Origin of the sequence: Microvirga aerophila (assembly GCF_003332305.1) — a bacterium.
GTDB classification, from domain to species: Bacteria; Pseudomonadota; Alphaproteobacteria; order Rhizobiales; family Beijerinckiaceae; genus Microvirga; species Microvirga aerophila.
The window spans coordinates 16,156-39,749 of the sequence record NZ_QOIO01000053.1; the positions used below are offsets into that span (position 1 = coordinate 16,156).

The following is a 23,594-nucleotide window of genomic DNA, read 5'->3' on the forward strand; positions in this document are numbered from 1 at the left end:
CGCACCAAGCCTGTTGCTGTGGTTGACCGCGCTCCGGACCTTGCTCTGCGGCAGAAGCACTGGATGCCGTGCGCCGATCGCTGTCTGATGCTGTCAGACGATGGGTTTTGTCTGATCCAGCTCCCGGATTTACATCGCTGCCACAATGCATGCCGCTGAAATGGCGGCGGCGGCCCAGCTGTTGCGGTCACGGATCGCAAACACGATCGGATCGTCGTCCATGAGCCGTCTGTGCGCCAGCAACAGAGCGCGACCAAGCCAGTACACGAGGACCGGGCACAGGAGCCAGAGCAGCGCCGGGTGCGTGTACAGCGAGGCCACCTTCGGCGATGACACATAAAGCGCAAGCACCGTGATGGCATTCATGCCCGCGGCTGCGGCAAGGGCTGCGACAATATTGAGGTCGCCGATCTTATAGTCACGGTTTAAGGGATTGGGCAGGCCCTGATCCAGACGGGTTGACAGTTCGACATAGCGTTTGATGAGCGCAAGCGAGGTGAACATCAGCAAAGCGAACGCGAACAGCCACTCGGAGACTTGGACCTCAATGGAGACGGCGCCTGCGACGACCCTGACGGTGTAAAGCATCGCCAGCACGACCACATCGATCATGATCTTGCGCTTGAGATAGAGCGAGTACGCTGTCGTCAGGCTGAAATAGGCCATCAGAACAGCGGTGAACTCAACCGACACCAGAGATGCCAGTCCGCCTGAAACCAGCAGCAGCCCAGGGACAACCTTCAGTCCGGTGGCAAGTGGGATTTGCCCACGGGCGAAGGGGCGGTGGCGCTTTGTCGGATGGGCGCGATCGGCTCGAAGGTCTATCAGATCATTCAAGATGTAGACGGCGGATGCGCAGGCGGAAAACGCCATGAAAGCAAGGCCAGCCATCAAAAGGGAGGCGGCGGCAAATTCGTGGGCGGTTACAAGCGGGACAAAAACCAGCAGATTCTTGGCATACTGGTGGACCCTCAGCGCCTTCGCCCAGGTTCTCCAGGACACCGAGTTATGGTCGAGCGTCTTGAAGCCGGGCCGGATGGAGGCAAGCTTTCTCAGGACAGATGAGGAGGCTCGCACGGCGTAGGCTTGTCTAGCACGGGACCATATTGCCAGATCGGCAGCATCGTGGCCGATGTAGTCAAATCCGTTCCGGCCGAAGGCCTGTACCAGGGCGTCCCCTTCGTGGGGGTCTGAGAGGGTGCGGCGGTCAATGGAGACAAAATACCCGTCGAAGCAGCCTAGGTGCTCTGCGATGGCTTTTGCGTGATGTTCGTCGCACGCGGTCGCGAGATAGATGTCCTGCCCTCGAGCTTTTGCGTCTCGGATCAGCTTAAGGACCTGCTCATCATAGGGCAGGCTCCCATAGTCCAGATGGCAGTCGCTGGCCAAGTATTGTTTGAGGGCTGCACGGCCCGTCCAGATCTGTCTTGCAACCTGAAGGTTGTGCTTGAGCCCGACGGAGACGGCCTCGAACAGGAGCTCATAGAGGAGATCCGACTGGACCAAGGCTCGGTCAAGATCGACGATGAGCGGAACGGCTGAGACAGCGGTTGTATTCGACGGGTCGATATCAAGCTTTACTGTGCTCGCGCGGGCAAGCGTCCCATATCCGACCACAAGATGCCCCATTCATCAATCAATAACGTGCTGCTTTGGCAGACTTGCGCGCGATCATTATCATCTACGACTACTGGCGCAAGCAATTTCTAATGCAGTCATTTCCGGTTTCGACTTGGGCCATGATCGAGCGTTGCTAATGATCCTCGGGAGAGGCCCACAACAGAGAGGCCTGCATGCCGAAAGACGCTGCCCATCACCGCAGGTCAGCATTGCAGGCGAGCAAATGGCAACGTGCCGGGCGATCCCTGCCTGGCCGTCGGGAGATTGGTCCAACGTTGTCTTGTCACAAGGCCATCACAAGCCGTCGCTTGTGGGCACAGCGGTCCGCTCAGGACCAACATGCACCCGGTTGGTTTGCGGTGCAGGATGAGGTAACGACCGGCGAGGGGGTGGAGCGTCAGTGCGGTGTAGCCCGTTCCCTCGGCTCACAGGCCTCGTGACAGGGCATTCGCCTTTGGCATGGCCAAGGCGACGATGTTGAGCAGGAGCGTGCTCCAGAGCGAAGAAATGGCTTCGCCTAGCCTTAGGCCAACTGGCATAGACCATGAGGTCGAGCAGGTTCTGCTTTAAGCTGCAAGCTCGGGAACCTGGTCTTCTGCGGCGTTGTCCGGTCAGTTGAAGTACCGGATTAGCGTATTTGCGGTTCGTCGCACAGGTAGCGCGATGGTCGAGCGACAGTAAGCTCATAATGAGCGACAGAACGGTCGCCAGCTGAGCCACCCTGACCTCGGACTTCAACTCCTCTCGAGCCATCCTCATGACTGGCGTAAGGCAAATCGCCAGCGCCTGGCCTAGACCATCAAGCTGAATAGCATCATGGCGGATCCTGGGGCATTTACCCTGCGATCGGGATGGCTGTTTGGATGGGGCCGGCGTGAGTCATTTTGTTGAAACCTTCGTCATCGGCGCCGGACCTGCGGGATTAACCACGGCCTACAACCTGGCCAAAAACCAACAGGACGTGTTGGTGGTGGAACAGGACCCCGTGTATGTGGGCGGCATCAGCCGGACCGTCAATTACAAGGGATTTCTGTTCGACATCGGAGGCCACCGCTTCTTCTCCAAATCCAAGGAGATTGTCGACCTCTGGGATGAGATCCTGCCCGACGACTTCATTGAGCGCCCACGCCTGTCCAGGATCTACTACCGCGATAAGTTCTACAGCTATCCGCTGAAAGCCTTTGAGGCGTTGCGCAATCTCGGCATCCTTGAGAGCGCGGCCTGCATGCTCTCTTATGGCTTGGCCCGCCTTCTTCCGGTCAAGAACCCGCGCACGTTTCATGAGTGGGTGCGCAATCAGTTCGGCGAGCGCCTGTTCTCGATTTTTTTCAAGACCTACACCGAAAAGGTGTGGGGCATGTCCTGCGACGAGATTTCGTCGGATTGGGCCGCGCAGCGGATCAAGGGCCTGGATCTCGCCTCGGCCATCAAAGACGCTCTGCTGAGATCGATTGGACGCAAGACGCGCAAAGGTCCAGTCGCCAAGACCCTCATTGAGTCGTTTCGTTACCCCCGCCGCGGCCCCGGGATGATGTGGGAAGCGGCGGCCCGCAAGATCAGAGACTTTGGTGGCCGGGTCTTGATGGACCGCAAGGTCCATCAGCTGGCGTGGGATGCCAATACCCGGCTCTGGACCATTGGCGTGCGCCGTGGCGATGGCACCACTGAGGTGTACACGGCAAGGCACGTGGTCTCCTCAGCGCCCATCAGCGATCTCATGGGTGCTGTTTCACCAGTGCCAAAGAGCCTTTCCCACGCGCGGGACCTACGCTACCGGGACTTCCTGACGGTCGTTCTCATTGGGCGGTCCCAAACCGAGCTTCTCGATAACTGGGTCTACATCCATGACCCCTCGGTGAAGGTCGGGCGCGTGCAGAACTTCCGGTCCTGGTCACCGGAAATGATCCCCGATGGGGTCTCCACGTGCCTGGGCCTTGAGTATTTCTGTTTCGAGGGAGACGGCGTGTGGGACGCCCCGGATGGCGACCTCGTTGAATTGGCGAAGCAGGAAATTGCCAAAATTGGTCTGATGCGGCCGGAGGATGTCGCCGATGCCTGTGTCGTGCGCCAGGCCAAGGCCTACCCCGTCTACGACGACACCTATGCGGAGCATGTCGATGCGATCCGGCTTGACCTGGCGACCAACTACCCGACGCTCCATCTTGTGGGCCGCAACGGCATGCACAAGTACAACAACCAAGACCATGCGATGATGACGGGCTTGTTGACGAGCCTCAACATTCAAGCCAGTGAAGCAATCTACGACGTGTGGCAGGTCAATGAAGACGCAGATTACGGAGAGGCTGGCCTCTCCGGCGTTCAGGAGGCCCTCCGGAGCGAGCGGCTCGTCCCGCGCAAAGCGGCCTAACCCTGAACACCACCGCAGGATTGCGATCCCGTTGATGGGTGCACGCGCCATGTGGCCTCAAGGATTGGGGCCCTTTCTCGACCTGTTCAAGTATGGCCTGAGCAGCGCCCTGGCGCTCGCGATTGATTACGGCCTTCTGATTGTTTTGACCGAGCGGGTGGGCCTTCACTATGCCGCCTCGGCGGCCATCGGCTTTTGCGCCGGCGTTCTTGTCACCTATACGCTGAGCGTCACCTTCGTGTTCAAGCAACGCCGTGTGTTGAGCACACGTTTGGAGTTTGCCGGCTTCCTGGCCATTGGCGTGCTCGGCTTAGGGATCAACCAAGCTCTCCTCTGGGCCCTTGTGACCTACTCCCCGCTGCCCTATAGCCTCGCCAAAGCTCCCACGGCCGTCGTGGTGTTCCTGTTCAACTTTGCTGTCCGGCGAGCCCTACTTTTCCCAGCGGTGGCATGATGTCGAACGGACCGTCCGCTCCCCTGATGTCCCCGCCAGCGGCGGATGCAACGTCGCACGGTGTCCGCAACTCCTCCCGTGCGGCAGCGGAGGTGAGCCGGGTGGAACCCCAGAGCACGCTGTGGCGGGCCCGTGGCCAGAGCATCGCGCGTGTGGCGCTCCCTGCGGCCGGCCTCACAGCCCTGTGGCTTCTCAGCCGTCCCTACGGTGGCATTGTGCACGATGCCCAACTCTATGTCGGGCAGGCTTTAGCGGAGCTGGATCCTCAGGGCATTGGACGCGATGTGATGTTCGTCCAGGACGGGCAGTTTGGCTTCAGCATTTTCCCGCACCTGCTCAGATTTGCGGTTGCGGCCCTTGGACCATCCCTGGCTGCGGTGGGCATCAGCCTGCTGGGGCTGCTTTTATGGCTGGCCGCGATGGCCGCTCTGGCCAACCGCCTCGCCCCTGGCCGACGGGCCTGGATCATCCTGATTTTTGTGTGCGTCCTGGGGCCTGAATACGGGGCCTTTGGCGCCTTTTCGTATGGGGAGGCCTTGGCGATCCCCCGGCCGTTTGCTGAGGCTGGTGTGTTGGCCGCGCTGGCCATGTGGGTTTCGGGCAGGACGGGGGCTGGGATAGGCCTCCTCATCGCCGCCAGCCTCTTCCACCCCATCATGGCCCTGCCCGGCCTGGCGGTTGTTCTGGTTGTCCTGTGCATTGAGGATAAACGTTGGATCGGGGCGGCGCTGGCAGCTTCCGGTGTGGTGCTGGTGGCAGCCGGGTTGAACCTGCCCTTGGCCGGGCGTCTGTTGACGGTCATGGACCCGGCGTGGCACGACATCGTGGAGGCCCGCAGCCGCTACTTGTTTCCAAGCCACTGGCCGGCTGAAGCCTGGAGCCGCATTCTCATTCAAGGGGTGACGCTCGTCATCGCCGCGCTCCTCAGCGAGGGACGCGTTCGTCAACTCATGACGGGCGTGTTGTGTGTGAGTGTGGCAGGGCTCGCCGCTGCGCTGATCGTCGGCGATCTCGTCCCCTCCCTCCTCATCGTTCAGGTCCAGATCTGGCGCTCGACATGGCTGCTCGGCGTGTTCGCGGCCGCCGCCCTCGCGCTCTGCTCCGTCACGCTCTGGCAGAAAGGCGGGGTGTTCCGGGCCGTGCTCGCATGCCTGGCCCTAGGCTGGGTCGCCGCCACCGATCTGAACTTTGTCGTGCCGGCGTCAACGGTTGCCCTGGTGATTTTCCTGGGTGAGCCGCGCCTGCGGGATCGGATCCGGCCGGTCCTCCTGCGCCTTGCCTGGGTCCCCGTCTTGGCGTTGGCATCCCTCCAGGCCGGCATCCTGTTCTCCAAACTGATCACCGTGATCCAGACCAAGCCGCAGGATGCTCATCTTGATCTGGCCATGGTGCAGGCGCTCGGGATTCACTCTCTGGTGATCACCATTCTCGCCGTGATCTGGGCCAACACAGCGGGACGGACATGGAAACACGCCTGGCAAGCTGTGGCATCGGTGGCCCTGGTCCTGGCCGCGTTCATGCTGTGGGATGATCGCTCCTCTTTGCAGAAGACGATCGATCGCGGCACACCGGATCGCGAGTTGACCCAAATCATCGCAGGGCGCCCGGGGGACGTGGTGTGGCTCAATCCCGCCAATCTCTCCTGGCTGCAGGGTGGGTTCAGCACGTGGACGTTGGCGGGACGACCGAGCTGGGTCACCATGATGCAGGGAGCCGGCGTCGTGTTCTCGCACCCCCTCGCGCTCGAGTGGGACCGGCGCGTGCGCCAGTTGATTGACCTTGGCCTGGCAGGCGAACAGATGCGTGCCCCCTTCACGACGCCCGCCGTGGACCGCACGCCTGACGTGTCACACGCAAGGCTCACGACGCTTTGCCAAAGCCCGAATGCCCCGGCGTGGGTCATTGCGTCCATGGATCATGTCGGGTCCACCAGCGGGAGGGCGCCGGTCCCCACATGGCAGACGCCGGCCGCGGCGGTCAAACTGGTCGTGGAGCGCGACCAGATCACCTGGAAGCGCTATGAGCGATATGCGATTTTTGGCTGCTCTGGAGACCCTTGAGAGGAACCGCGTGCTCGTCCCCTCGCCGCGGGCGCCGGAAGCACCAGTGACACACCGAGGTTCGTGTCACGCCAGCATCTGGGCTAGCCCGGGAACCTTTGGATGAGTGAGCCTGTGGGGAATGCCGGAGCCACAGCAACACATGAGGGATGTGCCATGAAAAGCAATCTTCAGCGCTATGTCATTCCGACTGCCATCGGCTTTGCCCCTGTGGTGCTGATGCTGCTTACGTGGACACCCGACAGCCCTGTCAGCGGATTCACGAGGGTGGTGAAACTGCTTGCGGCTCCCATGCTCGTGGTGGAGCTGTTCGTGATCGGGGTGGCCGTGCGCGCCGGAGGGTTCGCGGCGCTCCGGCGCGCGACCGTTCCCTGGCGGGTTCTGGCGCCCGCGCTGGGGCTGCTCACGATCGCGGTTTGCACAGCGGTCCTGGTGGCGACCTTCCCCTTCCTCGCGTGCTTGCTGACCGCGGTGTGGATCCTGCACGTCTCGTTTGGACTCTCGGTGATGTATCTCTGCGACAGGGAGTTTGATCGAGAGAGTGTCACCACAGCCGCGATGGCTGGTTTCGTCGTATTTGCGATCCTTCTAGTGATCTTTGTCACGCGAGTTTCCGATCCTGCAGGTTTCAATTGGGTCAAGGGCTTTCCCGCTGTGGACCACGTTCGGCAGCTCGGCTTTTATGCGGGCCCAATGATTGGCCTCTGCATCGGCCGCTTGGCCCTTGTGCGCAGCCGGGTTGGGTGGGCGCTGACTGTGGGAGTCGCGACCCTAGGTTTTGCGATCGCCCTTTGGACCGGAACACGCGGCACATTCTCCGCGGTCGGGGGGGCGCTCGTGGCTGGTCTGCTTCTCCTTCCGGCGTTGCGCCAACGGCGGGTTCTGTTGGGGGCGATGGCCAGCGTCTTGATCAGCCTCGCCCTTGCCTCCTGGCTACCTGAGCTACCAGAAGGCATGGGGCTCGATCGCGCTGTGGCAGCGACCAAGGACGGCGAGAGCACCTACGAACGGATCAAGGTTTGGGAACTCGCGCTTGATGCCATCTCCGAACGCCCCCTGTTTGGCTACGGAGAAGGGCAATTGGCAGCTGTCACACCTCGTCCCGAGCATGAGCCCCACAATGCCCTCGTGCAATTGCTGCTGGCTTGGGGTGTGGTCGGAACCGGCTGCGTCCTCGTTCTGGCATTCCAGTTCGCGAGGGGGATTGTCCGTGGCGTCCGCGCTCTGGGCGGCGAATGGCTACCTCCTCTCCTAGCCATGATGGTTCTGGTCGCCTATTCGGTTCATGACGGTACGCTGTTTCTTCCCTTGTCATTGAGCATCTTTGCCGCCTGCGTTGGCCTCGTTGCTCGCGGAACTTTGATCCCCAGGCAGCGGCACAAGATTAGGGATGACACCACTGTCGTGCCGCGCACTGGTGCTGCAGTTCAACCTTCAGTAAGAGCCGATCCTGTTGGGTAGCCTGCTCGGTTAACTGTAAGCATCGATTACCATGGACGTGACCTGCCGAGACCATGAAGCCAGCGGTCGCCCCGGCGTCTCGACTTAATCGATTCCGGTCCTCACGGTTTTGGTCCTGCAGGTAGGGTAGATGGACGAGCCCCGTGGATGGACAGATCAATCTCCTCAGGATGATCAAGCGGCACATGCTCGACCGCGCTGGCTTCGATCTCCCGCGTCAGCGTATTTACAGCTGCTTAAGACTGTGTGCGACCCGCACATTTTGTGGGGAAGCCCTGTCATCGATCGATAGCAGAACTGCACGGCGAGCATCTACCGCCATCAACTCAAGGCGAAGCCTCTTTCAACGTGTTTCTCTGGAGCTCGGCATTCTACGGCGGCAATGATGGAAGCTGGTATGAGAAACATAGCATACCCTAAGAAAGGTGCGAGGTGCTTCTCGAACTCGTAAAAGCCATCGCCGATTACAACATAGGTTGGGGCCAACAGAACAGCCGCCCCCGCGCAGCTCCACGGGAGATTTCTGCGCAGTGCCCCCGTTGCGCAAGCGAGCATCCCACCGATTGCAAGCAATACACCCCCGGACCAATAGTATGAAAATGGTCCAAAGCGCTCATCTGCAGTATGCATCGATTTTACATTGTAAAGATACCCAAGCGAAAGGTCTGACCTGAAGGCAGAAAACGATGCTTCTTTGCAAATTAAAGGAAGGTATCTATAGAAAGTTTTCACAAAATTAGTCAAAGCTCCCAAATCCGAAAACCGCTGCCTAGTCTCAACATCCATGCTTTTTCCGAGAGGCCAATAGCCTTTCCCCCAAGCAGCAGCAAACTCGCTGGGAAGTCCCGAGGCCTCGAACGACTCTTTGGTCACTCGTTCGGGAGCGAGTTTCATCCTGTCCGAGAAATTGTACGCGGGCCACCCTGACACGCCTGACGTTGCATAAGCGATGCCATTGAACACACGATTGAAATTGTTTGCGTGAGGGTAAACGCTCATATGAATATTGAACAGAGCCACCTGCACAGTCACGACAACGAATAAAGCACTAAAATGAGCAACCCGCGGTCGGTAAAATGCCAATGCGCAAATCGGCAATGTAAAAAGGAATGCACTCTTTGACGAAAATGCCACGAGGGCTGAAACTACTAGGAATAATGCTCCGGATTCGTCTCGGTACACTGCACGAAAAAACAAAGCTACCCACAGAGGTGCGAGGGCGAGAGTCGCGGCTTCTTCAAAGACTGAATTGAAATATCCCACATAGGTTGGGCTCGACAGGGCAAGCAGTGTTGTAACAACAATTAAAAATCCGGGGAACTTGCTCTTCGCTTGACTATAAAGCAAAATAATTCCGCAGAAAAAGCATAAAAAATATATGAACGACAATATCGCAAAGTGAAATTTGTATATTCCGAGAGACGTCAATCCGACGGATAGTCCCAATGCAACCGCTCCCGATGTGGAACTTGGGATCGGAGATTGGTAATTCGGATTTTCCCTTCCCGTTATCAGTGCATCGACAGGGAACCGGGTATACGGCGTCGCTTCAAGTTCATAATCAACAAGAGCCGACCGAAGCACCCTGAAGCCGTCACCGTTGTTCATAAGTGCCCATCCGGACACGTATGTTTGGATGCCACTGAACAGCAATGCAGCCATCACTGCAATGAGGCTAACCCTGAAGGATGCAGTCCTGGATAAGCCAACGGTTGTAACTTGGAAGCGAAACACAGGGACTCCGAGATTTGTGCGCCCTGTGCCTTATCAGAGTTGCTTCCTTCAGATCCAGCATACTGCACCCAAGCTTTAAATAATCTACTCCCGCCGCGCTGCGTCTGAGAGTCTGAATCCTTCGCGTCAGAAAACTGGTCTGTCACATCCGAAGGTTGGCATAGGTCATGTCCAAGTCGGTGGGCAAGCCATTGTTGGTGCCGTGGTCGAGGAACTCCGGCGGCTCCGCAAGAAAGCCTGTAAGGCAAGTCCCCCGGCCCTTGAGGCGAAACCTACCCGGCCGCGCGGTGCCGCCGTGTAGGCGCATGGGTCGCACGTTCACGATCTCCTCGAGGCATGACGTCAAAACGGCAGCACGGCTGAACGGCGCGCCGCGACGCCAGCATGATCATGGTGTGAACCGTCAAGATCACGCTGCCGCCACACAAAAAAGCCCCCACTTCGCGGGAAGTGAGGGCTCGTCGTGAGACGCTTACGAAGCTTAAAGGATGAAGTAATCTTTCTTGAAGCTGATCCGATCGTCAAACAGGATCGAGAAGTCCGCCTGACCATCCCCGTTGACGTCACCCTCAACCACGGACTCGGAGCCGAACATTTTATAACGCAGCTGACCAGCCTTGTTCGTGAAGTCCTTCGCTCCAATGAACGTGAAAGCCTGGTTCTTCGAAGCGTTCGTGTTGGCATCGATAGCCGACAGGTCGATGCGATCGCTGCTTGTGAAGTCCAGGATGATGTCGGCGGTTTCCACGGACGTTCCGCTGTGCGTCGTCGACTTGAACACGAAGGTGTCGCGTCCACTTCCGCCAGCGAGGATATCTGCACCCCCACGACCATGGATCGTGTCGTCGCCGCCGAAGCCCTGGATGGCATCGCTGCGGCTGCTGCCAAAGAACGTGTCGGCGCCCGAGAGAGCCGTCTTCAACAGCTTCTGATCGTCCAAGATGCTTTTCGTCTTCGCAGCTTTTGCGACAGCCGGTGCGTCCAGCGCCAGGCCGCTGATCGTCACTGACTTTCTGCCTTCATCGTAGCCGGTATACGTATTGACGGTGCCGCTCTTGAGAGTGTTGCCGCTGTACGTGAAGTCCGAACCGATGAACGTGTCGTTGGTCTTGTAAGGATACTTGACGACGTACTTGTTGCTGGAGCGCGAATAGCTGGACGCCACGCTCAGATAACCGAAATCAACGAAAGCGAGGTTGTAACCGCCCTCGCCATACCAAGACACTTTTGCCATGATAGCCCCTAATTGAAATGTTGTTTTTGTGAGGCGCGCCTGGCGCCCCTTGGCTGCCTTAAGGGCAGGCGTCGGTTGGCTTGTTGGGGCTCACGGCCTGACAGGCCTTCAGAATCCCTTGCTTGCCCTGCTCCGCAGCCCTGGTCAGCGCCATGGCTAGGCCAACCTGCTGCTTCTCTTTGGACGCCACATAGGCATCGTACCTTGCCGTCGACGGGGTCGTGGCCTGGCTCGGAGTAACCTTCCTGGCTGCGCTGGACGCGCCGAAAGTGTCCTCGCAGTTGGCGCCGACACCAAGCACGCAGTCACCCGATGTCTGGGCGCTGGCAGGAGATGCCGCAATCGAGGCCGATGCGAACAGCGCTGCACCCATTAGGAGCAGCGGACGCGACTTCTTAAAATTCATGATCGTTCCTCATGGCAATCGATGTTCCTCACGGAAATCAAATCATGTTTAAACCATGACCGTGTTTTTGCGCAAGCTGAAACAAGTTGCTCAAAGGATACACTCGGCGGAAATCGCCACTCGACGCACGGACGGAGTGCTACCACGCAATTTTCAGAAGTAGATACCGCCTAATTCGCCCACCATCCGACGCACATATCTCGATGACCGTTGCATTATTCTAGCGCAATTACCGGTGCAGCTGACAATATTTCTTGCCTAAATTTCAGTAGTCATGCGGCTAATCTCGCTGTCGACCAGTTTGAAATCTGACACATGGGCATTATTAGCAACCTCAATTACTATCTTGCGACACCGCAACAATGATCGAACGGAACTTATACTATCCGAAGGGGGTAGCCGTTTAAGGGGCAAAAGCTGGGCCCTAACCTACCTCCCGGCGCGCGACCAAGACACCACCTGCTCGATCATCAGCCGCTGCTTCCTGCAGGTTTTTCCAGCCCCTCACGGCCTCATTACAGTGCGTGATCATGGGGTCACCTTCCTGAGAGTTGCGCGTGACATCCATGTCGTCGCGGTCTGATGATTTCAGTAGTGTTTGCCAAATCGCCTCGTTAAGAGAAGCCCAACACGGGGACAAGGGGCGTGGTGAGATACATAGTGCGGTGATTGAAACGGGCCCTGTCGGCCGTGCCCCCTGCCTTTGCTGTGCCCGCCTCGCCTATTTGGATAGTATCGATCGCGCCAAGTAAGGCCGCATCGGTGGAGATGGTCTGACTGAACATGCTGCAACATCTGCTCATGGCGCTTCTGTTTGGCGCACTGTCTGTTTACGGCTTGGTCCTGACGGTTGGCACGGCCGCCCTTGGTATGATTGAAAGCCGCATCCCCGCCGTACTGCCCAACCAACAGGCTACGTCAGAAGATCTGGCGAAGGACCTGGAGGTGTGGTCCTCGATTCCTGGACTGGGCGACAGAGCGACAAGTCTTGCTGTGCGCCTGGCGCAGGCGACCGTTGAACCCGAGCATATCGAGGAGTTAGGTCGCCGGATCGAGGATAAGCTCAAGCAGCGTCCGGCTTCACCATCCTACTGGCTCCTGCTGGCCTATGTCCGGTTCGTGCGCAGCGAACCCGTGCCCCTGGTCACCAAGGCGCTGGAAAACTCAATCCTCACCGGGCGCTATGAGCGGCACGTGATGATCGAACGCGTGCGCTTTGCCTTCCTGATCTGGCCGCTGCTCACCCCTGACCTGCAGCGGCAGATGACGTCGGAGTTGGCCCACGTCGGAGGGCACTTGAACCGCGAAACCCTTTCGGAATTGCGGACCTCCCTCGCCTCCCTGCCTGCCGAGGAACGCGACACGATGGCACTGACCTTACAAACGCGCCTGGGCACCACAGAGCCTGGATGGGTCAAAGCTCTGGACTTGGCTCCAAGATCTCCAACCTAGCCTCGGATCCACGGACGTGCCGGCGGCGGAACATCTGCTTCACTAACATACCTTGTTGAAAGCATACCTTGTTGAAAGTCTCCTATTTTTGGCCAGGGACTGCCCCCGCCCGCTTGCTATCTCGCTCTGAAGCTTTCCTGTGAATTCAACCTTGTTGAGGTCTGAGGAGGCGAAGGAGCGGCGGTGCGCCGCAAGGCTCGCCAGGGCGCCCGGTTTCTTCGTCTAACCGCGCCCGAGGCAATCGTGGCATCAGCGATTATTCAGCGGGACCACGTTGGATCCAGCCGTGTTGGTGCCCTTGGTCGGCTTGACCCTGCTGAGGACGGCTGGCGAGACGTTCCACTTCTGCCCGGTGTCAGTGATCACCGTCACGGTCTTCGTGTTGTAACGCGTCAGCATGCCCTCAAGTTGGCCCCGACCGGGGGGCTGGAAGGTGACGCGGTCGCCAATCTTGAACTCCAGCATCTCCACATGAGCGCGCATCTGGTCAAGAAAGCGCAGGCGCTCGACGATGCGGTGGTTGAGGTCAATGAGCTCGGCCTCGGTCAGCTGGTCAATGTCGATCTTCATTGAGGTGCCATAGCTTAGAGACGGACTGGGCCATCAAGCGAATGTCTGGCTAGCGTTTCTGCGTGTCAAGCGCCCGATGCAGTCTTCAAACGCTCTTGTGCGGAAGGGCAGTCTTGCACGGATCGGAGGAGCGAGCGCTCGAAAGAGGCCCAGAGAATCGAAGGGGTAAGGGATGTGGTCGGCGCAGCTACCGCTTCACCGACACGTAAGGTCAGTCCCTACCGCGTAAGCGGACGCCCAATCCGCCGTCACCGCTTTCTGGAATGAACTGAATGCCGGCCGTCTCGAAGGCGCGGTGAAGAGCTTGAAGCGTCAGGCCGTGAGCATTCAGAGGGCCTGGTTTGGTTTCCAGACGCTTGACTGTCGGGAGCGACACACCAGAGGCGGAAGCAAGATCCTTCTGCTCCCAGCGTAATAAGGCGCGGGCCGCCCGGATCTGCTCACTTGTCAACATAAATGATACTCCAGGAAATAATTGATTCCTCAAGTATTGACAAATCCGAGTAAATTGATACTCTGGGTATTGTTAATGCACGAGGTAAGCCATGATCTACGACCACCAAATGACTTGGCCTTTCGTTGTACAAGGCCTAAATCACCCAGGAGCCACTGCACTGCAGCAGCTTCTCTTGTGGCTCATCTGCTCGATGCCGCCAAGCGCCGCTCTACAGATCAAAGTGTACAGGCTGATCACTGCACCCTTAGGAGCGACGGTTTCCCATAGCCACAATGGCACTTCTGCCAGGACCAAATGGCGAAGCTGGAGCGGCGAGTGTTCCCTGAACAGGCACAATGAACCCACCTTCGGGTCTGCTCGGGAACCGCTGATCGCCTCTGAGGGCTTTTTCGCTCACAGCTGGGAGGGCTTCCGATGAGAGAGATCTCTCGCCCAGACCGAGCGATGACGCCACCCACGAAGGGGAGACCTTTAGCGACCGCCAAACCTCCCAGCGTTGCATCTTTGGGCGTGCGGGTGCGCTTGGTTCCCGTTGCTCGGGATCGCGAGCTCGCGAGGCTCATCAGATCCTGTGACGCCTTGAGGACCGAATGGGAGTGTCTGTTCCAGCGGATCGTCGAACTTCTGAATGAGGATGATCGAGGATCCCGAGGTGATGGCCTCTCCTCCTCACCTGACGAGTGAGGGAGGCTCCCCATGTCGTTTGTTCAGGTTGATAACGTCAGGACAACACCTCGCCGCAAACTGACACCGCACCGGCGGTTGCAGGCGTGGGAGAAAACAGGCGGTGTTTGCGTGCTATGCGACCGAACGATTGATGGTGCGCGCGAGCGCTGGATTGTTGAGCACATCAGAGCACTTGAACTCGGCGGTCTGGACGATCTGGAGAACATGGGTCCCGCGCACGAGGCCTGCGCCTCGGTCAAAACCCGAGATGATCATCGTCGGGCCGCGCGGGCCAAGCGACAGAAGATCCAGCATATCGGAGCTGACGAACCCAGGAGGCCCCTGCCCTTTGGAAAGACCAGCCAATGGAAGCGGAAGGTCTCGGGCAGGATCGTTCCGCGCGGAATACGTGTCGAACCCGGTGACTGAAGAAGATGATACGCCCTGGCGCCTCAACCCCGCAGCATTTGTCACGGCTTCTACAGGAAGAATCTGTTCATACCGTCTTCGAGGACGCCGACTCTGCCTGTCGAACAATGCGGCCGAGCGGGCGATCCGCGGGATTGTGATCGGCCAAGAGAATTTCTGTTCGCAGGCTCCGATGCCGGCGGTGGGGACGCGGCGGAACCAGGTCGCAGGCAAGGTCATCAAGGGCAATATCGTCGGGTCGCGAGTGTATCCGCGAGTCGGCAGGCAATCCTGTTGGACCGCCCGGTGACATGCGGCCTCACAAGCGGTGATCCGGCACCACACGCGGGGCCTCCGACAGGGTGGCTGGCCACTCCACAGCTTACCCAGAGGGGGACGCCTCGGCCACTGGCTGGTTGACAGGGGTTGGCGCCAGACGCCGTTCCAGAGCGGCAACCTGCCGGGCCAGGTTATCGATAGCCGCCTTCAAGGCCAACACATCGGCCGCGTCGGGAATAGTGCATGGCGGGCGGGCTGGAGGTTGGAGGACTGGCTCACGCCGGCTCTCGCTGGGCGCAGGGGGTGATTGGACCATCGCCTCCGGCCGCTGGGCCGGCGAGCGACCGAGACGGCGCGCCAAGCGCCAGACAATCCAGAGAATTCCTGCCGCTAGGAGGACGAGGAAGAGGATGGGAAAGAGGTCGGCGAACATGGGGGCTTCTGCTTGTGTGGGACTGGAGATCAGCACAGGGCAACGCCAAGGAGTGGGCGCCGTTCCTCAACCTGGTGACACGGCGCCCCTTGTTGCTTCGATCAACAGCAGACGTCCAGAGAAAGCGCTTCTTCCGATCTCAGGACAACCATCCCAAGCAGGCTGGGGGCCACCGTTTGACGGAAACGCCAGCCTCATCCACCGATTCGAGTCGGCCAATCGGGCTTGTGAGATTGGTTTGCGCTTTCGCCAGAGCCAAGGGCGGCATTCAGCAGTCTTGATCGAGAGGTCTGGCTGCGTGAGGCTCGGGCTCGGGTCACGGATCATCCGAGCCGCCGCATCCGTGACCTGCTGCTTTGGAGCTAGAAGCCATGCCGAACATTCCCCGACGTCTGACGCTGCTCGAAAAGAAGCTAGCCAGCTTACCTGCCGACAGCGACGCGATGCTGGTCAGTGAGCTCGATGGCTTTGTGGCGGGGATCCTTGTCTGTCCTGATCTGATCCTGCCGAGCGAGTGGCTGCCACTGGTGTGGGGCACCGATGAGGACGAGGCTCCGGTTTTTGAGAACATCCAACAGGCCGAGCAACTCGTGAAACTGGTGATGGAGCACTACAACGCCACAGCCCATGATCTGCAGGCCGGCCGCTATGCGCCGGTGTTCGAGGTCGATACGCGCCATGACGAGGTTCTCTGGGAACTCTGGATCGAAGGATTCGAAGCCGCGATGCAGCTTCGGCCGGAGAGTTGGGGGGCGATGCTCCGGGGTGCCGAGGCGGTTCGGGTGGCGCTGAGCGGAATGATCATGCTCAGCGAACTCGCCCAGGGCGACAGCACCCTGTCGGAGCCGGAGGTTCAGGACCTCACGGAACAGGCGCCGGATCTCATTCCGGCCTGGGTCGAGATCCTCCATGCCTGGAGGGTGGGCCAGCAGGATGCAAGTCCCTCGGAGCTGCCCGCGCTGGCGTTTGGCAAGGTGGGCCGCAACGATCCTTGCCCGTGCGGCTCCGGCAAGAAATACAAGAAGTGCTGTGGTCTGAACTGACCGTGACAGCGCGTCAGGCGATACTTAAGGCAAGCATGGTGCAAAGATCGGGATCCGAACGGGCAGCTCGATCCGCATCGAGATCGTCAAGAAGCCGCCTGATCAGGTTGGCTTTGCGGTGCACCCACGCCGCTGGGTGGTTCAAAGATTCTTCGCGTGGATCATTCGCAATCGCCGGCTCTGGAAGGATCCGGAGGCGACGCTCACGTCAGCCCGCGCGTTCCTATACGCTGCTTCCGTCATGCTCCTCATCCGCCGCTTGGGCGACACTCATGATTACGGGACGGACTCTGAGCGCACAAGCTTTCATCAACCCACACGTTGAACGCCATGCAGCCCAAGACAAAACCAGCTGGCCCTATGTAAGCTTGAGTATTCACGATGCAAGCTTAGGCATCGGAGGGATCAGATCTTAGGTAAATATCGACCATTATGCGACAAAATTCCATTTGACTTCTATCTATCTCCCTATTTGAACGGACAAGCGCACCATGACGAATGAATTCCGGCGGTGCTTAACTTCCGTAAGGGCCTACACAGGATGGCGTATTTCGATGTCTCGAACGATTTCGGGCAGGGCTTCAACATGTCTGCAACCGGAGACTCTGGCTTCAGCTTCGTCCAGTCGGATCCTTCCATCACGGAACAGCTGATCTACGATCAGAACGGTCAAGCCATCTGGAAGTGTCTGGAAGTTCTGTGATCGACTCATACGGGGTCAACTATTGGTCGGACGGGGCGAACTTCGTCATCTACGATGCGCTGTATTTCAGGGATGGCGCCACCATGGTGACGATGCGTGGTGTGAACGTTCACACCACGGCGGCCGATCTTCAGAGCGGCTCCTGGCTTGTGCGCCTGAACGCCCAAAGCGACCATTTCGATGGCAATGACTACAATGACATCATCCGAGGGGGCTTCGGGGACGATGTTCTGGTTGGCTACGGCGGGAATGACGTTCTCTTTGGTGATGACGGGAACGATGCGCTCAGTGGCGGCGCCGGGCACGATGTGATCGATGGCGGGGCTGGCTACGATACGGCGCGCTTCGGCGGCTTTAGCACCCACTACAGCTTTTCGCTGAATTATGATGGCTCTGTCACGGTCACGGACCTGACCGGTGGATGGGGCAGCGACATTGTCTCGGGGGTTGAGGCGTTCTCGTTCGACAACGGAACATTCAACCTTTCCAGCTTGCTGCCCGCTAACCCTCCGCCGCCTCCCTCGCCTCCGACGCCCGAACAGGTCTATGCAGGCAGCGACACCTTGTACGGCACGTCCGGCAGCAACACCCTCAAGGGCTATGGTGGCCACGACAAGCTCTACGGACAGGGAGGGGTCGACTACCTGTTCGGGGACACCGGGAACGATGCCCTTTACGGCGGGGCCGGCAAGGATGCGTTCGTGTTCAACACCAAGGCGAACACGTATACGAACAAGGATGCCATCAAGGACTTCAGGGTTGTTGATGACACCGTCCGCTTGGACAACGCCGTGTTCACGAAGGTTGGTGCGAACGGCACCCTGAAATCGTCTGCCTTCTGGACCAACACCACGGGCAAGGCACACGACAAGGACGATCGGATCATCTACGACAAGGATAGCGGCGTTCTGTACTATGACGCTGACGACTCTGGAAAGGGCGCAGCGGTCGCCTTCGCGACGATCGCGAAGAACCTTGAGATGACCCACAAGGACTTCTATATTATCTAAGGTCGCTGGACCGGTACAGGAAGAAAGCTCCGGAGCAATCCGGAGCTTTTCTGTTTGAGGCGCCAGATCATCTCGTTACCTTAGCGCGCTCCAGAGAAGCGGGTCACGACGCGAGCAGCTGCTGATCATCATGCCTTATCGTTCAGGAGCATGGCCAGGCGACAGAGAGGTCGGGAGAATCACACCAACACGCTCTCGGACTCCGCTCAACCTAGTCGGGCAAGGATGTCCATTCCGCAATTTCCTCCGCTGTCGCCGTCCTCTTGCTGACCAGATCAGCAAGGAGATCAACAGGAAACGGAACGCTTTGCAGGGCCGTCCTGATGAACCCATCCTGATCGAGCTCCAGCAGGCGGATCACCAACTTGTCGGGTTGCTCGGGATCATACTCAACATCAAAGGCATGAAAGGGGCTGTTGTGTCTGTCCCCTGCCGCAAGGGGAACGTTGAGTGAAACGACTTGGTCCTCCGGTCCGGAAAACCCAAGGCAAGCTTCACGCATGAGGCCGTTATGCATTTTATTCACGTTCGCTTTCATCCGTCAGGTGTGAGTCTCGGATAGGGTCGAAGGATGGACTGCCGCCCTTGGGTGCATCAGCGCGCTTCGGCTCCTGCCTCCTTCAAGGCGAGAAGAAGAACACCGATGTCGTCGTCCAGCAGGTTGACGGCATTGCGGGCATACTCCCGGAAGCGCTCCCTGCGGATTGCCGGCTCGTCATCCCACAGGCATGCGGCTTGCTCGGCGTCATGAATCACCTGAGCCACCAACTCGATTGTGCCATTCATCTTGGTCTCCCATGCTGAGAACAGCCCCTGTTCGCGTTCCGGAAAATGTTACGGTTCGCAGCCATGTCAGAGGCTTGCCAACAGAAGGCTCGCCCCGATGAAGGAACCCAGCGAGGTCACGATGAGGATCGATGCACGCAGAAGGGATGGACCAAGGTTGGTGGGACCCGTTGGATTTAAAGCAGCGCCCTGGAGAGGGGCCGACGCTTGGGGGTGGTTCATGAGTTAGTCCTGCTGATCGGTTACCGTCACATGACTGGCAAACGCAGGGGGTGGCGGGCATATTCCATCACAGAGGTGATCAAAATGATTTGAAGCCAGCAGCCGGAGAGCCAAGCGGGGGATGCTGGCCATCGTCTTGTCGCGTGCGATGAGCCTATGCTGACGTTCTAAGCAGGTTCTGACGATGCTCATGGCTGGCTCTGCAATGCCACAGGATGCGTGAGCAGGGCCGTCGCTGTAGCTGATGGGAAGAAACAGAGGAGCCACAGAGAGGAGGACCGACTAAGGCACCACGTCGCGCGTAAAATTCGCACCCGTTGTCCGCAAGACGAAGACTTCCTCCAGGCTTGGTGGATCCGTTCCGTGCAGATACAGGTCGCAGAATACCCCGCCTTCGGTTGGGACGACCCGCATAAAACAGGATCGGCGGCTTCTGATGCGATTGGCCGCAGTCTCGATGGCCTCGATCCGCCGCTGATGCTCCAGCCCGTACAAGATTGTGCATCGGAGCCGCAACGACGGCATGAGCCTGTCACCGCGACCGCATGACAGCCGAGACCCCTCGCCGGGCGCCGCTCCGCCTTTCAGGCACGGCAGTCAAGCGGCTGTCTTGCCGCGGTGGTCATAGCGCACCAGCCGCCCTTGCAGCTTCTTGCCTTCGCTGATCAGCCTCTTGGCCTTGTCGCGCAGCTTGTTTTTCTTGGCGTTGCTGCGATGTTTCTCGCTGCCTTTGCCCATAGCTCGTCCCCCCTGATGGGATGCCGCCTCACGACGTGAAGCTCACTGTGGCTGACAACCGCGCGCTTCAGGTCCAGTTCCCATGCTCAGACGGCGCAGGCCAGAGCGATTCCGTCATGGAGGCGCGGCCCTCGCGCAGGATCTCCTCCGAAATCATGTCAGAGCGGGTGGGGCATCCGCTCCTCCGACCATCACCCTGCCCGTCCCGGGGCGACCTGAACGGTGAGGCAGTGCTTCACTCCATTCCAGTCGTCGCGGCGTTGAGGGCCCGGGACGTGGAGTGATGCCCAGAATGCGGGAGATGCCGTCGGCGGCCACCCTGCGTCTGAACGCCCGGGAACCACGGTGGCCTGGCATTGTCGTTGTGGGCGACAGCTTGCCAGGGGCGCATGGCCACCATCGGCAGCCAGCCCATCAAGAACGCCCTTGCCGAGCCGTAAGACAGGACGGTTTTCATCGTTGGGCCTCCCTGGCGGTGAGGCAAAGACTATCCGCCCATTCCGGAGGAACGATGTGTGCTCAGACACACGAAGGCCATGGATCAGAGGTCCGGCGGCTGAGGGTACGATCTGAAAAGGCAATGTCTGATCGACCCCAGCCAAGCTCCCTGGCATAAGCGTGGCTATATCAAGGGTCATACGACAGCTCTGACCTGAAACGCCGCGCCCCTGACCACGACCAGGACTATCCAGCCGGAGGATTCAATCCTCCCGGTTGCCATCACCCCTCTCAACAGGCATCAATCAACCAGCGGGCTCCAACTCTGAGCGGAAGAAACCCAGGGCTCACGTCATTTGGCAGTCTACATTCAGAAGCTGGCTGGATGTTGCTCAATATCCGAACGTGACAACTCGTTTCATTTTTCCGACGTCGTTCACGGCTTTCCATAACTTCGCACGTGGATCATCATGCATATGCGATTTAACAAAAAATGCATTGAATTCGACGAAAGATTTTTCTTCATATAAACCAAGAGGTCTAATTTTGACTAAGTTAAAGCCATTATCAAGCATGAAGTCATGGATTTCTTGAAAAACAGGCTGACCTATATAGAATGGAATAAAAGAGCATTCGAGTTCTATACAAAGGGATTCTTCTAAAAGTTTACCCATTCCCTTAAGAACTTCGAGTTCGTAGCCTTGTACGTCGATCTTGACGTAGTCGGGAAGACCCCATGTCTTGTCCCACACTGCATCGAAGCGTCTAACTTTAGTTTTAAGCTCCTTTGTTATATCCCAAGTTGAATTGTAAAATGGGTTCATCTTATCGGGGATTAGAACTGACGTTTGCCCAGGAGCAGCGGTAACCCTCAGAACTTCTTCTTTCCCATCTGCTGATCCAAGCGCATAAGGCAGAATAATAGCTTTCGCGTCAGTTTGTTGAATTTCTGCTGCTGCTGAAGGATCAGGCTCAAAGAAGACGGGTCTGATAAGTCCGAACTTTCGTACGAAGGACCACTGCCTTGGAAGGCCACCTCTTGCGCCTATGTCTACGAAGGTGGGAGGGTTCGAGCGAATTCCCTGTTGAATCGCCTGTGTGATTGCTGGAGATAAACGAGCCGCCTTCCGGATCTTCGTAAGCAAATATCCCTCCTGATGTTTCTTTGTGTCAAAACAATCCGATGAAATTCCCACGAGCGAGAGATACTCGCTGAGGGCACCAGGGCAGCGCTAATGGCATTGAAAGCCTAGGGCAAGTGGCTGGAGTGCAACGGTGCGGAGAGGATTCATCAAACGCCGCTGCGCTGGAGCACCCAGTTCCAAAGCCGTGTCTATTCATGGGATATCAGCTAGCCAGCCGACGCCACCATGAACGCGCCTTCCACTCCGCAAGTTAGGACGCCAAAGCCCAGGAGGACAATGAGCACGGTTGGAACGAGGTCGGCGAACACGTATCTAGGGCTCTTCCGTTGCCAGAGACTGGGCCGGGGCAACGCTCCGCCGGCGGACACCGTTCCTCAAGCGGACAGGCCGAGGAGCATGGTTGCTAAGCCGCCTACCCCCTGAACCCAGTGTTCGATGGTGGGCCCTCAACCCTTGCGAATTCGCTTTCGTCGTGGTGATGAGGGTCAGATCAAGGCTCTTGGCGAGGGCGGGCCGGAAGGTCCGCTGCGGTCTGCCGCAAGATCTCCGTCATTCGGGTCTGCCAACCGGGGCCGTCTGCCCTGAAGGCGTCGAGAACTTCCGGATCAATCCGGAGCGTCACGAGCTGCTTGCGTCGGCCAGAAGGAGGCCGCCCGCGGCGGGCCGGCTTGCCCCCTTCGTGGACCTCCGCCTTAGCGAACCACTCATCGGTCAGCTCGGGAATGTCCTCATACTCCTCAGGTTGGATCCTGTGGGCGTCAGCCTTGTCCAAGTCGCTGCCCAAAGCGCGCTTTTTCTCGGTCATTGGCTTTCCTCAACAAGATAACATGCCGCGCGTCACCGCGCGGGGTCCATACGATGATCACCGTCCGTCCCCGCAAGTGCCCGACCGGGGTGATGCGCCTCTCACCGTAATCGAAGCGGTCATCCTCCTGGTCGAGGGTCAGGCCTGCGAAGACCTCGTCTGCATCGGCAAAATCGAGCCCCGTTCCTGGAGCGTGACAGCGCGCTTCACCGGGTCGAAGGTGATCCTCATGGATTTATGTAGCTACACTAATTGCGGATTTCAATAACTCTGTAGTTACATGAATGCGCAGCAAGATCAGCCTGTTTGGCCATCCCCCTCAGCAACGTGTCCGAGGGCGACGGCTTGGTGGCATGGCTGACGATGTTGGTATCAAGAAGATAACGGGTCATAGTGTTGGGCCATGCACTCGAGCGGTTCATGATGTTCACCGCTGTGGCGCCTCACCCGACAAGGGCTATCTCCTGACAGTGTACCTGTCGAAAGTGCGGGTATAGCAGAGGGCGTTGCGCAGGAGAGCGCCTCTGACGGAAGGTGGGGTGTCGGGAGTGCCGGGTTGGAGGTCAAGAGCACTCCAAAGAGATACATGGGTGTCTCTCCTTCGAATGTGAATTCCTGTCCGTGACCGTTATAGGACCGGGAACCCTCACCGGTGGCAGTGGCTTCCTGACAAAGATTCTGAGGATGCCTCCCATATCGTAAGGCTGCGTGCATGCGTGGGCTGCCATAGCGACCCTGATGCTGGGCATGGAGCCGATGCACCTCCTGCAGCAGGCGCCGGTTCGCTATCGCCCTGTGGCTCTCCGGCCGGGAGCGCCAGGCGTAATACCCACTGGCAGAAACCCGGAGCACGCGGCACATGAGCCGCACCGGCCAGGTACGGGCATGCTGCTCGATGAAGCCAAACCTCATTTCGGCACCTCCGCGAAGATGCCGATGGTGGGTTCAACCGGTCAGTGCACCATGATTGATTTCGTTGTGCTTCGGGAGAACTATCCATGGCGCTTATGGGTCGTCCAGGGTTGTCGGCAGAGCAGAAGCGGGAACTCTGGGCCCGATGGAAGGAGGGTTGGTCGCTCAGTGACATTGGCCGCGCGCTCGG

The 23,594-nt window shown here is 58.7% G+C and carries 24 protein-coding genes and 2 pseudogenes; 10 read left to right on the forward strand and 16 right to left on the reverse strand.

What is annotated here, in order from left to right; all coding sequences use genetic code 11:
- Positions 1-129: 129 nt before the first annotated feature.
- On the reverse strand, positions 130-1,629 hold the full coding sequence (locus tag DRB19_RS23020; protein ID WP_114188364.1) for a UbiA family prenyltransferase: 1,500 nt from the start codon (positions 1,627-1,629) through the stop codon (positions 130-132).
- An 865-nt stretch (positions 1,630-2,494) separates the two neighbouring features.
- Here DRB19_RS23020 and DRB19_RS23025 point away from each other — a divergent pair.
- The 4 genes from DRB19_RS23025 to DRB19_RS23040 all read left to right on the forward strand — a co-directional run bounded on the left by DRB19_RS23025 (position 2,495) and on the right by DRB19_RS23040 (position 7,963).
- The gene (locus DRB19_RS23025; RefSeq protein WP_114188384.1) at positions 2,495-3,988 is read left to right on the forward strand and encodes an NAD(P)/FAD-dependent oxidoreductase; all 1,494 of its coding nucleotides are present in this window, start codon (positions 2,495-2,497) and stop codon (positions 3,986-3,988) included.
- A 34-nt stretch (positions 3,989-4,022) separates the two neighbouring features.
- Positions 4,023-4,442, forward strand: coding sequence for a GtrA family protein (locus tag DRB19_RS23030; protein WP_114188365.1), 420 nt, complete (start codon positions 4,023-4,025; stop codon positions 4,440-4,442).
- Between the two features lie 101 nt (positions 4,443-4,543).
- Complete coding sequence (locus DRB19_RS23035; protein ID WP_147021927.1) at positions 4,544-6,502, forward strand: hypothetical protein; 1,959 nt, start codon at positions 4,544-4,546, stop codon at positions 6,500-6,502.
- Positions 6,503-6,658: 156 nt separating this feature from the next.
- Positions 6,659-7,963, forward strand: a complete 1,305-nt coding sequence (locus DRB19_RS23040) for an O-antigen ligase family protein (protein ID WP_162815813.1) — start codon at positions 6,659-6,661, stop codon at positions 7,961-7,963.
- Between the two features lie 321 nt (positions 7,964-8,284).
- Here the strand turns inward: DRB19_RS23040 and DRB19_RS30145 are convergent, their stop codons facing one another.
- The 4 genes from DRB19_RS30145 to DRB19_RS23050 form a co-directional block, all read right to left on the reverse strand.
- The gene (locus DRB19_RS30145; RefSeq protein ID WP_147021928.1) at positions 8,285-9,571 is read right to left on the reverse strand and encodes a hypothetical protein; all 1,287 of its coding nucleotides are present in this window, start codon (positions 9,569-9,571) and stop codon (positions 8,285-8,287) included.
- Between the two features lie 268 nt (positions 9,572-9,839).
- Complete coding sequence (locus DRB19_RS30150; RefSeq protein WP_147021929.1) at positions 9,840-10,019, reverse strand: hypothetical protein; 180 nt, start codon at positions 10,017-10,019, stop codon at positions 9,840-9,842.
- Between the two features lie 159 nt (positions 10,020-10,178).
- Positions 10,179-10,931, reverse strand: coding sequence for a calcium-binding protein (locus tag DRB19_RS23045; protein ID WP_147021930.1), 753 nt, complete (start codon positions 10,929-10,931; stop codon positions 10,179-10,181).
- 58 nt (positions 10,932-10,989) lie between these two features.
- The gene (locus tag DRB19_RS23050) at positions 10,990-11,337 is read right to left on the reverse strand and encodes a hypothetical protein (RefSeq protein ID WP_114188369.1); all 348 of its coding nucleotides are present in this window, start codon (positions 11,335-11,337) and stop codon (positions 10,990-10,992) included.
- Positions 11,338-12,120: 783 nt separating this feature from the next.
- Here DRB19_RS23050 and DRB19_RS23055 point away from each other — a divergent pair.
- Complete coding sequence (locus tag DRB19_RS23055; protein WP_114188370.1) at positions 12,121-12,789, forward strand: hypothetical protein; 669 nt, start codon at positions 12,121-12,123, stop codon at positions 12,787-12,789.
- Between the two features lie 249 nt (positions 12,790-13,038).
- On the opposite strand, the gene DRB19_RS23060 is transcribed toward DRB19_RS23055, so the two are convergent.
- Positions 13,039-13,359 (reverse strand): hypothetical protein, encoded by a 321-nt coding sequence (locus DRB19_RS23060; RefSeq protein WP_114188371.1) that lies wholly within the window; start codon positions 13,357-13,359, stop codon positions 13,039-13,041.
- Positions 13,360-14,512: 1,153 nt separating this feature from the next.
- Between DRB19_RS23060 and DRB19_RS23075 the strand changes: the two genes are divergently transcribed.
- Positions 14,513-14,911, forward strand: a complete 399-nt coding sequence (locus tag DRB19_RS23075) for an HNH endonuclease (RefSeq protein WP_114188374.1) — start codon at positions 14,513-14,515, stop codon at positions 14,909-14,911.
- 361 nt (positions 14,912-15,272) lie between these two features.
- Here DRB19_RS23075 and DRB19_RS23080 read toward each other — a convergent pair whose 3' ends face one another.
- Positions 15,273-15,602: a hypothetical protein gene (locus DRB19_RS23080; RefSeq protein ID WP_114188375.1), complete on the reverse strand. Its 330-nt coding sequence runs from the start codon at positions 15,600-15,602 to the stop codon at positions 15,273-15,275.
- Between the two features lie 371 nt (positions 15,603-15,973).
- Between DRB19_RS23080 and DRB19_RS23085 the strand changes: the two genes are divergently transcribed.
- From DRB19_RS23085 to DRB19_RS23095, 4 genes and pseudogenes are all read left to right on the forward strand, one after another.
- Positions 15,974-16,645 (forward strand): UPF0149 family protein, encoded by a 672-nt coding sequence (locus tag DRB19_RS23085; protein ID WP_114188376.1) that lies wholly within the window; start codon positions 15,974-15,976, stop codon positions 16,643-16,645.
- A gap of 58 nt (positions 16,646-16,703) precedes the next feature.
- Positions 16,704-16,970 (forward strand): annotated as a pseudogene (locus DRB19_RS23090) (hypothetical protein); the annotation flags it as partial.
- Between the two features lie 216 nt (positions 16,971-17,186).
- Positions 17,187-17,348, forward strand: a complete 162-nt coding sequence (locus tag DRB19_RS30155) for a hypothetical protein (protein ID WP_162815814.1) — start codon at positions 17,187-17,189, stop codon at positions 17,346-17,348.
- On the forward strand, positions 17,345-18,358 hold the full coding sequence (locus DRB19_RS23095; protein ID WP_114188377.1) for a calcium-binding protein: 1,014 nt from the start codon (positions 17,345-17,347) through the stop codon (positions 18,356-18,358). Before DRB19_RS30155 ends, DRB19_RS23095 begins: the two co-directional genes overlap by 4 nt.
- Positions 18,359-18,569: 211 nt before the next feature.
- On the opposite strand, the gene DRB19_RS23100 is transcribed toward DRB19_RS23095, so the two are convergent.
- From DRB19_RS23100 to DRB19_RS23140, 9 genes and pseudogenes are all read right to left on the reverse strand, one after another.
- Positions 18,570-18,896, reverse strand: a complete 327-nt coding sequence (locus tag DRB19_RS23100; RefSeq protein ID WP_162815815.1) for a hypothetical protein — start codon at positions 18,894-18,896, stop codon at positions 18,570-18,572.
- Between the two features lie 56 nt (positions 18,897-18,952).
- Positions 18,953-19,144, reverse strand: a complete 192-nt coding sequence (locus DRB19_RS23105; protein ID WP_114188379.1) for a hypothetical protein — start codon at positions 19,142-19,144, stop codon at positions 18,953-18,955.
- A 66-nt stretch (positions 19,145-19,210) separates the two neighbouring features.
- Positions 19,211-19,366, reverse strand: coding sequence for a hypothetical protein (locus tag DRB19_RS30160; RefSeq protein WP_162815816.1), 156 nt, complete (start codon positions 19,364-19,366; stop codon positions 19,211-19,213).
- A 597-nt stretch (positions 19,367-19,963) separates the two neighbouring features.
- Positions 19,964-20,104 carry a hypothetical protein gene (locus DRB19_RS30165; protein WP_162815817.1) on the reverse strand — a complete coding sequence of 47 codons (141 nt, stop codon included), beginning with the start codon at positions 20,102-20,104 and terminating at the stop codon, positions 19,964-19,966.
- 235 nt (positions 20,105-20,339) lie between these two features.
- Entirely contained in the window at positions 20,340-20,561 is a 222-nt protein-coding gene (locus DRB19_RS23115; RefSeq protein ID WP_114188381.1) for a hypothetical protein, read from the reverse strand.
- A 373-nt stretch (positions 20,562-20,934) separates the two neighbouring features.
- Positions 20,935-21,687: an FkbM family methyltransferase gene (locus DRB19_RS23120; protein WP_162815818.1), complete on the reverse strand. Its 753-nt coding sequence runs from the start codon at positions 21,685-21,687 to the stop codon at positions 20,935-20,937.
- 490 nt (positions 21,688-22,177) lie between these two features.
- Positions 22,178-22,492 (reverse strand): BrnA antitoxin family protein, encoded by a 315-nt coding sequence (locus tag DRB19_RS23125; RefSeq protein WP_114188383.1) that lies wholly within the window; start codon positions 22,490-22,492, stop codon positions 22,178-22,180.
- A complete protein-coding gene (locus DRB19_RS23130) occupies positions 22,446-22,727 on the reverse strand; it encodes a BrnT family toxin (RefSeq protein WP_308494318.1) in 282 nt (93 codons plus the stop codon). Before DRB19_RS23130 ends, DRB19_RS23125 begins: the two co-directional genes overlap by 47 nt.
- 461 nt (positions 22,728-23,188) lie before the next feature.
- Positions 23,189-23,431, reverse strand: a pseudogene (locus DRB19_RS23140) (IS3 family transposase); the annotation flags it as partial.
- Positions 23,432-23,594 lie beyond the last annotated feature (163 nt).